Origin of the sequence: Achromobacter arsenitoxydans SY8 (genome assembly GCF_000236785.1) — a bacterium.
Classification (GTDB): domain Bacteria; phylum Pseudomonadota; class Gammaproteobacteria; order Burkholderiales; family Burkholderiaceae_B; genus Achromobacter; species Achromobacter arsenitoxydans.
The window spans coordinates 1-16,193 of sequence record NZ_AGUF01000065.1 but is presented as its reverse complement, the minus strand read 5'-3'; the positions used below and the strand labels follow the sequence as shown (position 1 = coordinate 16,193).

Below are 16,193 nucleotides of genomic sequence, written 5' to 3'. Positions count from 1 at the left end.
CGGGGCTGTGCGCTGGCCGCCCTGCCCGGGCAGCCAAAGGCCCATACGCGCGGTCGCAGGTCAGCGCCCAAGCGGCGCGGCCGCCCGGACTGGGCCGCTTGCGTCAGGCGCGCCCGTCGCGCTTGGCGCGCGCGTGCGGATCGTTGATCTCGGCTTCCAGTTCGGCGATCAGCCAGTCGAACCAGCCGTTCTCCGTGCGGGCATACACCACGGCCGCGGGCGTCTTGCCTTCGCGCCAGCCCGGCTGGTGCGTATCCATCCAGGACGACAGGCTCTTGTGCGGCGCCAGCAGCCCCGACAGCCAGGACCAGACGTACTCGGGCACGTTGCGGCGAAAGCCCTTGGCGCTGGCGTAGAGGGTGGGTTCCAGCGGCAGATTGCCCGCGCGCGCCAGCTTGGCCTGCGTCCGGCGGAGCGTCTCGGCCGCGGCCTGCAATTGTTCGGTGCTGAGCTTTTTCACGTAACGACTCCTGGTTTTCTGGTTTGACCGGATTATCACCGGAGCGCACCGTGCTTACCAAGCCCCGCGCGCACGCGCGTCATGCCGCCGCCCGGCAGCAGGCTTATGCGCCCCGCCGCGGCATAAGGCCCAGCAGGGTCGTAGCGCTGAAGCGTTCGCCGGGCTCCAGCACCCGCATCCCGGTACGCGTATCGCCGGCCGCCGCCAGGTTGAAGGCGTCCGCCACATTCGTCACCGGCTCCACACACAGGAAGTCCGCGCCCGGCGCCGTGTAAACCACGACATGGTCGAACGCCGGATCGGCATGCAGCGCCAGCTCGTGGCCATCCGCCCAATGCAGCGTCGCGCGCCCCTGCCATTGCGACAGGTACGTATCGCAGCCCTCGGCGGACTGGCGCAGTTCACGCACGTGCGTCACCTGGCTGCCGGTCGGCAGGCCATTCGCATCGGCCGGCCAAATACGCCGCGCATGCATCGTCACGCGCTGGGCCGTGAAATACGGGTGGATGCCCAGGCCAAACGGCATCGGCGTGTCGCCCCGGTTGACGATGGCCAGCGCCAGACTCAGCCCGCGCCCGTCCAGGCGCCAGCGCTGCACGCATTCGAAAGGCCAGGGCCAGCCCAGCACGCCCGCGGGCTGGTCCAGGACCAGATCGACGCTGTCTTCGGTCTGGTTGCGGACCTGCCAGGCCTGGAACAGCCCCGCGCCATGGATCGCCTGCGGCCGTCCCGGCATCGACTGCAGCGCATGCCGGGCGCCATTGAACGTGAACACGCCGTCGCGGATCCGGTTGGAATACGGCGCCAGAGGATACGACCCCGCCCGCGGCCACTTGCCCGCCGGCCATTCCGTGGCGGTCAGCGGCACGATCCAGTCATGCTCGCCGGTGGACAACCGGGTCAGCCGCCCGCCCCCGCCCGGCGCGAACTCGGCCCGGTGCGCGCCACTGGCGATGGAAACGCGCTCGCTGGCGTCCAGAACGGCGGGAACGGAAATATCTGGCATGGATCAGTGGCTCCGGCGGCATCGACACGCGCCGCGACGTGCGATTGTGCCCGCGCGGCAGCGAGGAGTGCAAGAGCGCCCCGATCTTGCTGATGGGCAAGCCTTTCAGATTCGGTGCTCAGGCTCCTGGCCACGCGCCTGATTCTGCAAGCAAGGCTCAGGGGCCGGAACATGACGCCTGAAAGAGCTGCTCGGGCGCCATCCTGGCGATACAGTGCGTGGCGCCTTCGGCCACCAGGACCAGGTAATGCCGCGAGTTCCGGTAGCGGCACTTCATGTAGGCCATCGTCCCTGAATCCAGCGACCAGCGCATCACGCCAGGTTCGCCGGGCGGCTGCTCGGGCGCCAACGCGACTCGATTTTCGATCGGCCCTATTGCCAGCTTATTCAGGGCGCAGCGGCTATCAGTTTGAAATCCTTGTCGATCAATATCCACCCTTCGCCCCTGCTGCACGAGACGCGTTTAAACCTGAACGCCTTGTCATAGTCCCAAGCCTCGCTTAAGGCACACTTGTCTCCGGGTCGAAGGAAAAAGGCAACCGGGGCAGCATCGTCATCGTCTGCGTAGACTTTTACCGGCGCAGTAACTTCCCATCGCCCCCTCGGCGCATCTGAGCATCCGTACAGGACCGCGATTATTGCCAGAATGGCAGATAGAGCTCTCATTTCGTCTTTTGGCGGAGGTTGCGCTTCAGCACGCGCGAGGACCGTGACAGGGGTTCAATGCCAATTGCACAGTCGCGAGCGCAATGGCAATGCTTGACTCGTCGTACACGATTTCGCCCGATCCAACGGTAGTGCGACGAATATCCAGAATATAAAGAGCGCTGTCGATCAGCCTTGTCTGAATCCACTGTGAAAATTTTCGCTGCTGGAAGCATCGGCAAGCGCCGACATTAGCCACTGCCCATCCTGCTATCGGACTTGTCCGAACCAACACACGCCAAGCGACGCTGACCCCGAAAATGACAAGCCAGGGCAAAATCGACGCCCCCCGGCCCGGCGAACCCTCGCCCGCCCCGATACAATCACGGGCATGAATTCAGCAATGCAAAACACCGCCGCCGACGCCCACGCGGGCCACACTCCCATGATGCAGCAGTACCTCCGCCTCAAAGCCGAGGCCGGACCGCTGCTGCTGTTCTATCGCATGGGCGACTTCTATGAAATGTTCTACGAAGACGCGGAGCGCGGCGCGCGCCTGCTCAATCTGACGCTGACCAAGCGCGGCTCGTCCAACGGCACGCCGATCCCGATGGCCGGCCTGCCCGTACACGCCATGGAACAGTACCTGGCGCGGCTGGTGGCCATGGGCGAATCCATCGCCATCTGCGAGCAGATCGGCGATCCGGCCGCGTCCAAGGGGCCGGTCGAGCGCCGCATCGTGCGCATCGTGACGCCCGGCACCCTGACAGACGATGCGCTGCTGCCCGCCAAGGCGGACCGCGCGCTGGCCGCGGTGTTCGTCAGCGGCAACGCCCGCGCGCCGCGCGCCGGGCTGGCCTGGCTGAACCTGGCCAGTGGCGAGTTCCGCGTGACCGAATGCGCGCCCGCCCAGCTGGAATCGGAACTGCACCGCATCGCGCCCGCCGAGATCGTCTGCGCCGACAGCGCCGAGTTCGATTTTGCGTTCGAAGGCGCGCGCTCCCGGGTGCCGGACTGGCACTTCGAAAGCGATGGCGCGCGTGCGCATCTGCTGGCGCATTTCAAGACGGACACCCTGGCGGGCTTCGATATCGAAGACATGCCGGCCGGCATCTGCGCGGCGGGCGCCCTGCTGCGCTATGCCGCGCGCACCCAGTCGCAGGCGTTGGCGCACGTGCAAAGCCTGTCGGCCGAGCGCCCCGGCCAGTACGTGCTGCTGGACCCGGTGACGCGCCGCAACCTGGAACTGACGCAGACGCTGGCGGGCGAAGACTCGCCCACGCTGTTCTCGCTGCTGGACGGCTGCCGCACGCCCATGGGCAGCCGCCTGCTGCGCCGCTGGCTGCACCATCCCCTGCGCGAAAACGATCAGGCGCTGGCGCGCCAGCAGGCCATCTCGGCGCTGATCGCGGGCCGCATGGACGTGGAGCAGACCTTCGGTTCGGCCGGCGTGCTGGAAGCCCTGCGCACGGCGCTCAATGCGTTCCCCGACATCGAACGCATCGCCGCCCGCCTGGCGCTGCGTTCCGTGCGCCCGCGCGAACTCGCCAGCCTGCGCGATGCGCTGCAGGCGCTGCCTGCCCTGGCCGACCTGGTCGAGCCCATGGCGGCCTCGCCCCGTATCGGCGAACTGGTGTCGCACCTGTCGGTGGACCCCGCCCTGGCCGCGCTGCTGGTGCGCGCCATCGCGGCCGAGCCCGCCGTGGCCATCCGCGACGGCGGCGTGCTGGCGGCGGGCTTTGATGCCGAACTGGACGAACTACGCGGCCTGGCCGCCGACGGCGGCGATTTCCTGGTGCAGCTGGAAGCACGCGAGCGCGAGCGCACCGGCATCAGCAACCTGCGCGTGGAATTCAACCGCGTGCACGGCTTCTACATCGAAGTCACCAAGGGCCAGACGGCCAAGGTGCCTGAAGACTACCGCCGCCGCCAGACGCTCAAGAACGCCGAACGCTACATCACGCCCGAACTCAAGACCTGGGAAGACAAGGTGCTGTCCGCCCAGGACCGCTCGCTGGCCCGAGAAAAATGGCTGTTCGAACAATTGCTGGACGTGCTGGCCGAGCATGTGCGTCCGCTGTCCGACTGCGCCGCGGCGCTGGCCGAGCTGGACACGCTAGCCGCGCTGGCCGAGCACGCGCAGCGCCACGACTGGATCGCCCCGGAACTGTCCGAGCAGGCGGACATCGACATCGAGGCCGGCCGCCATCCGGTCGTCGAGCGCGCCATCGAGCGATTCACGCCCAATGGCTGCCGCCTGGACCCGGCGCGGCGCATGCTGCTGATCACCGGCCCGAACATGGGCGGTAAGTCGACCTACATGCGGCAGGTGGCGCTGATCGTGCTGCTGGCCCGCATCGGCAGCTTCGTACCCGCGTCGCGCGCGCGGATCGGCCGGATCGACCGCATCTTCACCCGCATCGGCGCCGCCGACGACCTGGCGGGCGGACGCTCGACCTTCATGATGGAGATGACCGAGGCCGCCGCCATCCTGTCGGCCAGCACGCCCAACAGCCTGGTGCTGATGGACGAGATCGGCCGCGGCACGTCCACCTACGACGGCCTGGCGCTGGCATGGGCCATCGCCTGCCGCCTGCTGTCGCACAATCGCGCGCTGACGCTCTTCGCCACCCACTACTTTGAACTGACCCGCCTGCCGGCCGAACAGCCGGCTTCGGCCAACGTCCATCTGGCCGCCGCCGAATCGGCGGGCGGCATCGTCTTCCTGCACGAAGTGCGCGAGGGCCCCGCCAGCCGCAGCTACGGGATCCAGGTGGCGCAGCGCGCGGGCGTACCCGCCGCCGTTATCCGCCAGGCGACGCGCGAACTGGAACGCCTGGAAGCCCAGGGCGCGCCCACGCCGCAGCTCGGCCTGTTCTCGGCCGCGGCCGAAGCCGATGCCCAGGCCTACGCCCAGGCCGAACGCTCGGACGCCATCGAAGCGCTGGACACGCTGCGCGAGGAACTCGCCGGCATCGACCCCGACAGCCTCACCCCGCGCGAAGCGCTGGATGCCCTTTACCGCCTGAAGAAGCACCTCCAATGAACCTCGACCAACCCTTGCCGCTGCTGGGCGACCAAAGCCCGAACGACTTCATGCGCCGTTACTGGCAAAAGAAGCCGCTGCTGATCCGTCAGGCCATTCCCGCCTTCAAGCCGCCGCTCACCATTGCGGCCATCAAGAAGCTGGCGCGCCGCGACGACGTGGAGTCGCGCCTGATCTGGCGCGAGAACGGCGAATGGCAGATGGAAAACGGCCCCTTCGCGCGCCTGCCCAAGGACAACGAAGGCGACTGGACCCTGCTGGTGCAAAGCGTGGACCTGCATAGCGACGCGGCGTCCGAGCTGATGGGGCTCTTTCGATTCATTCCCGACGCCCGCCTGGACGATGTGATGATCAGCGTCGCCAGCCACGGCGGCGGCGTGGGGCCGCACTTCGACAGCTACGACGTGTTCCTGCTGCAGGCCGCCGGCGAACGCGAATGGCGCTACGGCCGCCAAAAAGACCTGTCGCTCACGCCCGACCTGCCGCTGAAAATCCTGAGCAACTTCCAGCCCGAGGAAACGGCGGTGCTGGTCCCGGGCGATATGCTCTACCTGCCCCCGCAGGCCGCCCACGACGGCATTGCGGTCGGCGACGGCTGCATGACCATCTCCATCGGTTTCCGGGCGCCCACGCAGGCGACGCTGGCGCGCGGCCTGCTGGAAGCGGCCGCCGACCAGGTCATGGCGCGCGTCGACCTCCTGGGCGGCCCCTACGGCGAACCCGCCCTGCCCGGCCCCAAGCTGACCGCCATCTACCGCGACCCGGCCCAGCCGGCCGTGGACACGCCTGCGGCCCTGCCCGACGGCCTGGTCGCCGCCACGCTGGAAACGGTGGAAAAGCTGCGCTTTGACGACGCCCTGGCCTCGCGCTTCCTGGGCTGCTGGCTGACCGAGCCCAGCAACCTCAGCGTGTTCGATGCGCCCGAGGGCATGGATGTGGACCTGGAAGAAGACTGGCCCGCGTCCGGCCGCCTGATGCTCGATCGGCGCAGCCGCATGCTGTACCGCGGCAAGCAGCTCTTCATCAACGGCGAAACGGCCATGGTTCCCGCCGATGCCGCCTTGCGCAAGCTGGCGGATGCGCGCAGCCTGGATTGCGCCGACCCCGCCTGCGCGCGCCTATCTGACGATGCCCGTTCGTGCCTGGCCGACTGGCTGGATGCGGGATGGATCCATTATCGGCCTGAGTAGTATCTGGAAACCTGGGCGTATCCGTGTCGCACAGAAAGAAATCAGGTCTGTAAGCCGGGTCACATCAAGAAAGACATAACACGAAGCTGAAAGGTTTGTTGCCTTTGGGATGCCACCTTTTTAACTTTCATACGTGATGGCGCTGAACCTTCCTGTAGCCTGAATTCTGGTTTCCCCTAACGGGGTTTCAAGAGTCGTCATCTATAGGAGTTCAAATAATGATGAGCAAAACCTTGATTATTGCCTCGGTGCTGGCCGTCGCGCTCAGCGCCTGCAACAAGAAGGAAGATGCCCCCGGCGCCCGCGACCACCCCCGCCCCGGGCGCCAGCACGCCTGCACCGTCCACCACGCCGCCGGCCACGTCCCCTGCACCGGCTCCCACGCCGGGCACCACGCCTGGAGGCGGCTCGACCACCCCGGGCGGATCGACCACCCCCGCGTCGTAATCAATCAGGCACGAACCCCCGCCTTGAAGACGTGAAGAACCCTGGCATATGCCAGGGTTTTTTATTGTGCGTGCCCCGGGTACACGGTCTGCCAGGAAGGCTCGGCGGACGCCGTGGCCCCCCGGATATCGAACGCGCATGAAAAAGGCCCTTACGGGCCTTTTTCGTTGGTTCGATGAGCCCGGCCGAGACCGGGAAAGCCCGCGCCGGAGCGCGGGCCTCGACTACTACATCTTGTCCTTCAGCACGCTCAGCAGACGCTGGGCGGTGGCGCTGCTGTCGGGCGCGCCATTGGCGTCCAGCACCGAAACCGTCGTCTGATCGCCGCTGCTGACGAGGTGAATACGGTACTGCGGCGCCTGGGCCTTCTTGTCGCCCGAGAACATGCGGCTGAAGAAGCCCGGCTGTTCCATCTTTTCGCCCGTGTCGGTATCGACGTAGCGCACGAAGTAGTCGCCAGCGGAGCGGTCGCGGTCTTCGACGGCGAAACCGCCGCCGTCCAGCGCCACGCCAACACGGCGCCATGCGCGGTCAAAGGGTTCGCTGACGATGAGCGCGGCGCCCTGCGTGCGTACGTCCTGCTGCACGGCGGGCTTTTGCGGGGAGGCTTCAGCCTGCTGGACCAGTTTGCGGGCGTTGTCGACGTCGGAACCCAGGTAGACCATCATGCGGGCGAGCATGGCGGCGTTCAGGCCGGGATCTTCCTTGCCGTTTTGCCATTGGACCTGGCCGCCGTCCGCGCCGACGCGCTTCTCGAGCATCTGGCGGTGGCTGACGTAGATTTCGGTGTGACCGTTGACGCGTTCGACGCGGGTGCGGAATTTCTCGCGTTCGCCGCTATCCCAGGCCGATTCCAGCACGGCGCCCAGCGCCTGGCGCAGCCAGCTTTCCGGGATCTTGGCGCGATTTTCGGCCCAGTCCGTTTCGATCAGGCCGGCGGCGGGATTGTTGCTGGCCACGGTGAAGCCGTTTTCGGTCCAGAAGTCGACCAGGCGCGGGAAGATGTCTTCGGGCGGACGGTCCACGACCAGCCAGCGCAGGTCGCCATCGCGCTCGACGCGCATGTCCTGGCGGCCGGGAAGCACATTGCTGCTCTTCGGGGCGGTGGCCTGGGCCTGGCCCTGCTGCTGGAACTGCGAGTAGGTGGTGGAGCCCGACGCCGGCGCGCGATAGCGCGGGTCGGCGTTGGCCTGGGTGAGATCCGGCGGGATGCTCAGCGGTTCCCCGCGTTGCGTGACGGCGCTCTTGTAATTGACGGATTCTTCATTGCCCAGGAATTGGTTGACCTCGGAGCAGCCGGCCAACAACACCAGAGACATCAATGCCGACAAACCGGCATGACGTTTGTTCATACGTATCCTCACGATATTTAAAGCAGTCCCGTTTCCTGGAGCGCGCCGCGCACCGTTGCGTGATGCTGCGCCCCCAGTTCGACCAGCGGGAGCCGGTAGCCCAGTGCGCTGCGGCCCATTTCGGCCAGAGCCCACTTGACGGGGATAGGATTGGCTTCAACGAACAAAGCCTTGTTCAGACGCGCCAGGAACGCATTAAGTTCACGGACCTTCGGCACGTTGCCGGCCAGGGCGGCGGCACAGAGGTCGCGCATGAGCTTGGGCGCTACGTTGGCGGTGACCGAAATATTGCCGCGCGCGCCCAGCAGGATCAGGGCGGCGGCGGTGGGGTCGTCGCCGCTGAAGACCTGGAAGCTGGCCGGCGCTTCGCGCAGCAGCAGGCCGCCGCGGGCGATGTCGCCGGTTGCGTCCTTGATGCCGATGATGCCCGGCACCTGCGCCAGGCGCAGGACCGTTTCGTTGCTCATGTCGGCAACGGTGCGGCCAGGCACGTTGTACAGGATCGTGGGCAGGTCGACGGCTTCCGCGATGGTGCGGAAGTGGCGGTACAGGCCTTCTTGCGAGGGCTTGTTGTAGTACGGAACGACCGACAGGCCGGCCTGCGCGCCCACAGCCTTGGCGTGGCGGGTCAGGTGGATGGCTTCGTCGGTGGAGTTGGCGCCCACGCCGGCGATGACCGGGATGCGGCCCGCCGCGTGTTCGACGGCGACGCGGATGAGTTCCGCGTGCTCTTCCATGGAGACCGTGGGCGACTCCCCGGTGGTGCCCACCACCACAAGTGCGTCGGTGCCTTCCTGGACATGCCAGTCGATCAACGACCGGTAGGCAGCGTAGTCAAGGCTGCCATCGGGCTGCATTGGGGTGACCAGGGCCACCATGCTGCCCTGGAAATTAACGCCTGCGGCGGTTGCAGGGGATGCCATAAATATAGGGCTCCAGCGCCCCGCGGCGGGATGCCTCAGGGCCAGAATCAGTGAAACCGCTGAGTTTAACGGATATTGGCCGAAATCCTACAGAAACCACTGGACGATCGTCGTCCCCAGCCCCAGCACCGGCCGCATCAGAAGCCAAAGCACATCGGTGACCAGCAGGACGATGACGATCACCAGCCCATACGGCTCAATTTTTGAATACTGCCAGGCCAGGCGGTTGGGCAGCAGGCTGAAAAGGATGCGTCCCCCATCCAGCGGCAGGATGGGCAGCAGATTCAGCGCCATCAGCACCAGATTGACGTTGACGCCGGCCACGGCCATTTCGAACCAGAAGCTTTCCTGCAGGCCGCTTTCGATGAACAAGCGCAGCGACAGCGCCCACAGGATCGCCATGAAAAGGTTGGCCGCCGGCCCCGCCAGCGCCACCCACGCCATGTCCTTCTTGGGACGGCGCAGGCGTCCGAAATCCACCGGCACCGGCTTGGCCCAGCCGAACAGCATGCCGGGGCTGCCCATCAGCTTGGAGGCCAGCAGAATGGCGACCGGCACGAGCAGCGTGCCGATCGGGTCGATATGCCGCGCCGGGTTCAGGCTGACTCGGCCCGCCTGATAGGCGGTCGGATCGCCCAGCATGCGCGCCACGTAGCCGTGCGCGGCTTCGTGCAGGGTGATGGCGAAGATGACCGGTATCGCGTAGACCGCAATGGTTTGGATGATGTCATTCATGGCGAACCGGATTGTAGACGAGCGGCGCGCCGGCACACGCCGGCACGCAACGCGGAGACAAGATAGGAATCAGACAAGTCCGAGCGTGGCGGGATCGCCGCGACCGACGCGCACCACAACCGGATCATCGCCGGTGAGGTCGATGACCGTGGTCGGCGATTGCGGGCAGGCGCCCGCGTCGATGATGGCCGCCAGGTCGTGGTCATAGCGTTCGCGGATGTCCTCGGCGTCGTTCAGCGCCTCGGTTTCGTCCTTGGGGATGAGCGTCGTGGACAGCAACGGCGCCCCGGCCTGCTCCAGCAACCCCAGGATGACGCTGTTGTCCGGCACGCGGATCCCGATGGTCTTGCGCGACGGATGGGACACGCGCCGCGGCACTTCCTTGGTGGCTTCAAGAATGAAGGTCCAGGGACCGGGCGTAGCGGCCTTGAGCAGGCGGTACTGCTTGTTGTCGACGCGCGCGAAGTGGCCGATTTCGGCCAGGTCGCGGCACAGCAGCGTAAGGTGATGGCGTTCATCCAGTCCGCGCAGACGGCGCAGCCCGTCGGCGGCGCTCTTGTCGTCAAGGCGTGCGACGACGGCGTAGCTGGAGTCGGTGGGCACCGCGACCAGGCCCCCGTCGTTGAGCCATTGCGCGGCCTGCTTGAGCAGGCGGGGCTGGGGATTCGCGGGATGGATGGAGAGAAACAGGGCCATGGGTTTATCCTAACACTCTTGAAGGCCGCTCAATAGGGCGGCGATGCAAAATGGCGGTAATGCCGAACCGCCGGGAGAAACAACATGCGCCTCGATAACTCGCGCCAAAGCGACAATGTGGAAGACCGCCGTTCCAGTGGCCCACGCATCGGCGGACGCGGCACCATCGGCATCGGTACGATAGTACTTGCGCTGGTGGCCATGTATTTCGGCGTGGACCCGAATGTGGTCCTGCAGATGGCGGAAGGGCCCGCCACCGAACAGCAGGAGGCGCCCGCCACGCGCCCGCCGGCCAATGACCCCCAGGCCGTCTTCGTGTCGAAGGTGCTGGGCGAAACCGAAGACGTCTGGTCGGCCGTTTTCCAGAAAGAACTCAACCGCCAGTACGCGGCGCCCAAGCTCGTGCTGTTCCGCGGCGCCACCCCCACGGCATGCGGCACCGGCCAGGCCGCGATGGGGCCGTTCTATTGCCCCGGCGACAGCAAGGTGTATATCGACCTGGCCTTCTTCGATGAATTGCAGAACCGCTTCAAGGCCCCCGGCGATTTCGCGCAGGCCTACGTGATCGCCCACGAAGTCGGCCATCATGTGCAGCATCTGCTGGGCATTTCGGATCAGGTGGACAATCTGCGCCGCCGCAATCCGTCGCAGGCCAACGCGCTGTCGGTGCGCCTTGAGCTGCAGGCGGACTGCTTTGCCGGCGTATGGGCCCAGCGGGCGAACGCGGCGCGCAACATCCTGGAAGGCGGCGACATCGAAGAAGCGCTGGCGGCCGCCACGGCCATCGGCGACGACCGCCTGCAGAAGCAAACGCAGGGCTACGTGGTGCCCGACGCCTTCACCCACGGGACGTCGGCCCAGCGCGTTCGGTGGTTCAAGCGCGGCCTGGAAAGCGGCAGCCTCAAGCAATGCGACACGTTTGGCGCCGCTACGCTCTGACGCGTGCCTTTCAATAGCCATCAGCTGTATATCCATACAGCAACCAAGCCTGCGCCGCCTTCATCTTGTAAGATTACGCCCCCTCGCAGTGCAGCGCGCGCGTGCCGCGCCCGCCCCGAGGCAGGCCGCAGCGCCTGCAAAGCGCAAGCATTACCCGCGCGCACACCCAAGACCCTAGATAGTTTCCATGGCCAATAAGTTCGAACCGTTAATCACCGTTGATGAGGTGCAAGAAATTCTTGCCGAACCCAAGGAAACCGTGAAGCCGGTCCTCTGGACGCCAAAGCCCGCCGCGGCGGCCAGCCAATGGATGGAATTCACCAGCCCCTGCCGGATCAAGGGCGAAGTCCGCGAAGACGTGATCTTCCGCACGATCTACCGGGGCGCGCGCACTGCGGTGCACGGCCAAGCCACCATCTTTCTGACCGAGGCCTTTTGCGCCAGCCTTTTCGTCGGCCCGCATCGCGTATTCGGCGTGGATACCGACGACGCCTTCCACACCAGCCTGGTGGGCTTGGGCCGGCCGCAGTTCCGCAAGCCGCTCGCGGACCGCAGCCACGAACACATCTGGGTGGACGAAGGCGAAGGCTATGCCGAGCCCATCGTGCCCGCCCTGGAAACCATCGGCGCGCTGATGCAGTATTTCCTGCCGCGAGCGAACCTGACGCTTGCAGGCGGTTTTGCGCATCCCCTCAAAGGCCGCCAAATCGAACTAATCCTATGAGCAATTTTCTGGAAGCCTCCGGCTGGACCGTCGTTCCCGCCGGCGAGCATGCCATTCGCGCGGTGTCGCCGATGACGCTGGGCTTGGACGGCCAGCACGCCGCCTTCTTCATCGCGCACCCCGACGAAACGACGTTCTACCTGACCGATGCCTGTGAGACCGCGATGCACGCGTCCAGCTTCGGCATCGACCTGGCGGCCAAGCGTATCGACATCCTGAACGAGACGCCCGGCGTCAGCCTGGCGCACTTCGACCGGACTGGCGCCATCGTGGCGTCGGGTCCGAACGAACAGTTGCAGGAAGCGCTCTGGGACGCGGTGAAACTGGCGATGGCGCTGTCGTTCCAGTGCGCGAAATGGATGCCCAGGTTCAGCCAGCTGCGGTTCCGCGCCCAGGTGGGCCGCGCGCTGGCGGAAGGCGTGGGCGTGAACCGCATGGTCAAGGGCGCGCGCGCCAAGGGCAGCAGCGGCCATACGGCGGACTTTGCGTTCGCGGTGCGTGCGGCCGGCAGCACTGCGCTGACCTACATCGAACCGATCGCCCTGAAGGCCGGCAAGAAAATGGACTGGACGCAGGTCTACCAGACCCACGGGAAGATGTCCGACGTGAAGATGGCGGACGCGCGAAACTCGCGCATGGTCATCCTGGAAGACGGCGCGTCGGCCGAGGAATTCAAGAAGGCCGTGACCATCCTGGAGCAGTCGGCCACGGTGCAGACGCTGGCCAAGACCCGCGACTGGCGAGAAGTCTTTTCGGCCTGACGCGCGTCAGGACGGCGTGTTCGTCAGGCCGTCGACGATTTCGCGCCCATGCAGGATCGCCGCATGCACGGCTTCGCGCGGGCTGTAGACAAAGCCGCCCTCGGCAAACTGGGGAACCGGATATTCGTCGCCGCCTTCCTGGACGGCGCCGGCCTGAACCACCGTGATTGATGCGGTGAAGACGGGGCCGCTGGGCTGCGCCTCAAGCTGGATAGCGCCACCGGCCCGGGAGACCTTGGCCGTTAGCCGGTATCCCTTATAGATCAAATTGTTCTGATGCACTTCGGAAGTCCTCTATCTGCTGTCGAGCATACTCCCTGATTCCATGACAATTAGGATAAGTTTTGTAACTCAAGCAGAAACTGGAAACACTGTTGCATCAAAAGAATAGCGTCCCCGTTTCTCAAATACCGGGAAAGCAATCCGCCATTCGGCGGATAGCCAACGCTGGCGCGGCCTGAGCCAAGCACCGGACGGGCGCGCCACGCCGCCCGGCGCCGTTCTGCGGGGATTACCCTAAGGCCTGTTGCGAAAGCGCATCCTTGCGCGGATTCATGCCTGTCGCCCTCATGTAATCGGCCAAAGACCATCCCCTGCCCAGCAGGATCATCCGCGTGTGCAGGTCCTCCTGCAGGCCCGGACAGACCGTCTGGCCCAGATAGCTCAATTGCTTGCCCCGCAGGTCCACGTAGCCAAGCTCGTAGTCGCGCGCCAGACCCATCCAGAGCCGGTGCGCTCCGACCGACTGGCGCGCGCCGCTGATGATGCACAGCCCCGCGTCCAGCCCCCAGCGATAGACCGCCGTGGCCAGCCCCATACCCTGGTAGGGCTGAGCGTATTTGGAATGCGGCGCGCGCACGTGGGGATCCGCGCGCCGGCCCACTTCGATCAGCCGATTGAACACGGTATAGCCCGCCAGCCTGCCGCGGCGCACGTCCACCACATACACGTAATACTCGCCGTCCGCTTCGCGATAGCGAAGCACGATGCCAGGGATGTCGGTCTTGACCTCCGGCAATCCATGCAAGCGGTCCAGCGGACGATTCATACGGTTATGGATGGCATCGAGTTCCTTGTCCACCTCTTGCGGACAATGGTTAACGTCGATGCGCAATTCCGTCACGATCTGCATGACATGACGGAACGCGTGCAAGGCCAGCGTAGGCAAGGCCACCTCCTGTACAGGGTTGAGAAAATCGTCCACGTAGGACGGAAAGACGAAAAAAAAGCCGCATTCGCGGCTCGAATGGTTGTGTGCGGATCCGCCGCCTGAGGGTGTGGCGGGCGCTGGGCGTTGCGGCGAGGAAAAGGCTATGCCGCGGCATGCGAGTCCCTTTGCGCGGCGGGCTGCTCGCCGGCCGGGCCAAAGAAGGCGGGAAACTGCCGCTCGCCCTTGCGCGTCACGCTCAACGCCCGCGAATCCAGGTCTTTGCTGATCCAGCCGCGCTCGAGCAGCGCATCAAGCAGCGCCGCGCCCAGGGCTCCGCCAAGATGCGAGCGGCGCTCGCTCCAGTCCAGGCAGGCGCACGCAAAGCGGCGGCGTCGATGGCGCGCCCGCGCAACGTCCACCCCTACCTGGGCCAGCGACGCCTCGCCCAGCGGCGTAAGCACGTAGTCGCGTGCGTCGGGCGCCAGCCAGCGGCGCGCGACCATGGCGTCGTGAATGCGCACGGCCAGCGTGCCCGCCATGTGGTCATAGCAGGTCCGGGCTTCGCGCAGAGCCGACGGCGTGCTGGGCTTGAACGGCGCGCGTTCTGCGCCGGCGACCACCAGCAAGGCCTCTAGCGCATGGCCGACCTCGCCGTTGGCCAGCCGGTAATAGCGGTGCTTGCCCTGCACGGCCATTTCAACCAGGCCCTGCTCGCGCAGGCGCTGGAAATGGCTGCTGGCCGTGGACGCGCCGATGTCGGCGGCCGCGGCCAGCTCGGTGGCGGTGCGCGCCCGGCCATCCAGCAGCAGGCAAAGCATGCGCGCCCGCGCCGGATCGGCGATGGCGCCGGCCACGGCGGACAGGTTGATGTCGGCGAATTCGGATTCCATGATTCGCTATCGGCCAAAGTGTTGTGTGCAAACCGTAAGCATACTGCGAGTCATCGCAACGAGACATCCGGCGCCATGCCCTCCTCCCCCCCATTCTTCGGCTGGAAAGTCCTTTACGCCACGTTCATCCTGGCCGTCTTCGGCTGGGGCGTGGGTTTTTACGGCCCGCCCGTGTTCCTGCACGCCGTGGCGCAGCGCACCGGCTGGAGTGTCGCGCTAGTGTCCGGGGCCGTCACGCTGCACTTCCTGGCGGGCACGCTGGTCGTGGCCAACCTGCCGCGCCTGTACCGGCGGGCCGGCATCCCCCGCACGACCCTGGGCGGCGCGGCGCTGCTGGCGCTGGGCGTGGCCGGATGGGCCGTGGCGCAGTCGCCTTGGCAGCTGTACGCCGCGGCGTTGTTCAGCGGCATGGGCTGGGTCACCCTGGGCGCGGCGGCCGTGAATGCGCTGATCGCACCCTGGTTCGTCCGCCGGCGGCCAGCCGCCCTGGGCATGGCCTATAACGGCGCCAGCGTCGGCGGCATCGTGTTCTCGCCGCTGTGGGTGTTCCTGATTGCGCACGCCGGCTTCGCGCAGGCGGCCCTGTGGGTCGGTCTGGCGATGGTGGTGGTGATCGCGGTGTTGTCGCGCAAGGTGTTTGCGGTGACGCCGCAGCAACTGGGGCAGGCGCCCGACGGCGATGCGCCAGCGGAATCCGCAAGCCTCGGCGCAACGCCCCCCGCCCGGGTCGGAAATCTGTGGTGCGACCGCGCCTTTCTCACCCTCGCAGCAGGCATGGCGCTGGGGCTCTTCGCCCAGATCGGCCTGATTGCGCACCTGCTTTCGCTGCTGGCTCCACTGCTGGGCGCGCAGACCGCGGGACTGGCGATGGGTCTGGCTACGGCCAGCGCCATCGCGGGCCGCACGCTGGTCGGCTTGCTGATGCCGCCGGACGCGGACCGGCGCATGGTCGCCGGCGTGGCCTATGCCGTGCAAATCGGAGGATCGCTGACGCTGATGCTGGCGGCGGACCACGCCTGGGCCGTGTGGGCGGGCGTGGTGCTGTTCGGTTCGGGCATCGGCAACGCGACATCCCTGCCGCCTTTAATCGCGCAATCGGAGTTCGCGCGAGAGGATGCGGCGCGGGTAGTGCCGTTGATCGTCGCGCTGTCGCAGGGCGCCTACGCGTTTGCGCCAGCGCTGTTCGGCCTGCTGCGGACGTTGTTGCAGGCGTCAGGATTGTCCCTGCC

17 protein-coding genes are annotated in these 16,193 nt (G+C 66.4%); 7 read left to right on the top strand and 10 right to left on the bottom strand.

The genetic code is table 11. The features are described from left to right. Positions 1-103: 103 nt before the first annotated feature. The 3 genes from KYC_RS20580 to KYC_RS20570 form a co-directional block, all read right to left on the bottom strand. Positions 104-460: a hypothetical protein gene (locus KYC_RS20580; RefSeq protein ID WP_008165957.1), complete on the bottom strand. Its 357-nt coding sequence runs from the start codon at positions 458-460 to the stop codon at positions 104-106. A gap of 103 nt (positions 461-563) precedes the next feature. Beyond that, positions 564-1,466, bottom strand: coding sequence for an aldose epimerase family protein (locus KYC_RS20575; protein WP_008165954.1), 903 nt, complete (start codon positions 1,464-1,466; stop codon positions 564-566). A gap of 157 nt (positions 1,467-1,623) precedes the next feature. Continuing rightward, the gene (locus KYC_RS20570; protein WP_337999279.1) at positions 1,624-1,902 is read right to left on the bottom strand and encodes an STY0301 family protein; all 279 of its coding nucleotides are present in this window, start codon (positions 1,900-1,902) and stop codon (positions 1,624-1,626) included. Between the two features lie 600 nt (positions 1,903-2,502). Between KYC_RS20570 and mutS the strand changes: the two genes are divergently transcribed. The 3 genes from mutS (at position 2,503) to KYC_RS20555 (ending at position 6,829) form a co-directional block, all read left to right on the top strand. Beyond that, on the top strand, positions 2,503-5,157 hold the full coding sequence (mutS, locus tag KYC_RS20565) for a DNA mismatch repair protein MutS (RefSeq protein WP_081478078.1): 2,655 nt from the start codon (positions 2,503-2,505) through the stop codon (positions 5,155-5,157). Beyond that, positions 5,154-6,347, top strand: coding sequence for a ribosomal protein uL16 3-hydroxylase (locus tag KYC_RS20560; RefSeq protein WP_008165948.1), 1,194 nt, complete (start codon positions 5,154-5,156; stop codon positions 6,345-6,347). The genes mutS and KYC_RS20560 overlap by 4 nt, the downstream gene beginning before the upstream one ends. Before the next feature lie 218 nt (positions 6,348-6,565). Beyond that, complete coding sequence (locus tag KYC_RS20555; protein WP_008165946.1) at positions 6,566-6,829, top strand: hypothetical protein; 264 nt, start codon at positions 6,566-6,568, stop codon at positions 6,827-6,829. Between the two features lie 192 nt (positions 6,830-7,021). On the opposite strand, the gene bamC is transcribed toward KYC_RS20555, so the two are convergent. From bamC to KYC_RS20535, 4 genes are all read right to left on the bottom strand, one after another. Then, on the bottom strand, positions 7,022-8,146 hold the full coding sequence (gene bamC, locus KYC_RS20550) for an outer membrane protein assembly factor BamC (protein WP_008165944.1): 1,125 nt from the start codon (positions 8,144-8,146) through the stop codon (positions 7,022-7,024). 17 nt (positions 8,147-8,163) lie between these two features. Further along, entirely contained in the window at positions 8,164-9,069 is a 906-nt protein-coding gene (gene dapA / locus KYC_RS20545) for a 4-hydroxy-tetrahydrodipicolinate synthase (protein WP_008165942.1), read from the bottom strand. An 87-nt stretch (positions 9,070-9,156) separates the two neighbouring features. After that, positions 9,157-9,804: a site-2 protease family protein gene (locus tag KYC_RS20540; RefSeq protein WP_008165940.1), complete on the bottom strand. Its 648-nt coding sequence runs from the start codon at positions 9,802-9,804 to the stop codon at positions 9,157-9,159. Positions 9,805-9,873: 69 nt separating this feature from the next. Next, entirely contained in the window at positions 9,874-10,500 is a 627-nt protein-coding gene (locus KYC_RS20535) for an L-threonylcarbamoyladenylate synthase (RefSeq protein ID WP_008165937.1), read from the bottom strand. 84 nt (positions 10,501-10,584) lie between these two features. Here KYC_RS20535 and ypfJ point away from each other — a divergent pair, with 84 nt between their 5' ends. From ypfJ to KYC_RS20520, 3 genes are all read left to right on the top strand, one after another. Continuing rightward, positions 10,585-11,439, top strand: coding sequence for a KPN_02809 family neutral zinc metallopeptidase (gene ypfJ / locus KYC_RS20530; protein ID WP_008165934.1), 855 nt, complete (start codon positions 10,585-10,587; stop codon positions 11,437-11,439). 187 nt (positions 11,440-11,626) lie between these two features. Continuing rightward, positions 11,627-12,163 (top strand): hypothetical protein, encoded by a 537-nt coding sequence (locus KYC_RS20525; protein ID WP_008165933.1) that lies wholly within the window; start codon positions 11,627-11,629, stop codon positions 12,161-12,163. Further along, complete coding sequence (locus KYC_RS20520; RefSeq protein WP_008165932.1) at positions 12,160-12,924, top strand: DUF1828 domain-containing protein; 765 nt, start codon at positions 12,160-12,162, stop codon at positions 12,922-12,924. The genes KYC_RS20525 and KYC_RS20520 overlap by 4 nt, the downstream gene beginning before the upstream one ends. 6 nt (positions 12,925-12,930) lie before the next feature. Here KYC_RS20520 and KYC_RS20515 read toward each other — a convergent pair whose 3' ends face one another. From KYC_RS20515 to KYC_RS20505, 3 genes are all read right to left on the bottom strand, one after another. After that, on the bottom strand, positions 12,931-13,206 hold the full coding sequence (locus KYC_RS20515) for a hypothetical protein (RefSeq protein ID WP_008165931.1): 276 nt from the start codon (positions 13,204-13,206) through the stop codon (positions 12,931-12,933). A gap of 229 nt (positions 13,207-13,435) precedes the next feature. Then, positions 13,436-14,092: a hypothetical protein gene (locus tag KYC_RS20510; protein WP_008165930.1), complete on the bottom strand. Its 657-nt coding sequence runs from the start codon at positions 14,090-14,092 to the stop codon at positions 13,436-13,438. A gap of 143 nt (positions 14,093-14,235) precedes the next feature. Then, positions 14,236-14,964, bottom strand: a complete 729-nt coding sequence (locus tag KYC_RS20505; RefSeq protein ID WP_008165929.1) for an ArsR/SmtB family transcription factor — start codon at positions 14,962-14,964, stop codon at positions 14,236-14,238. Between the two features lie 75 nt (positions 14,965-15,039). On the opposite strand from KYC_RS20505, the gene KYC_RS20500 reads away from it, so the two are divergent. Beyond that, on the top strand, positions 15,040-16,193 hold a 1,154-nt coding region (locus KYC_RS20500; RefSeq protein WP_008165927.1), incomplete at its 3' end, for an MFS transporter.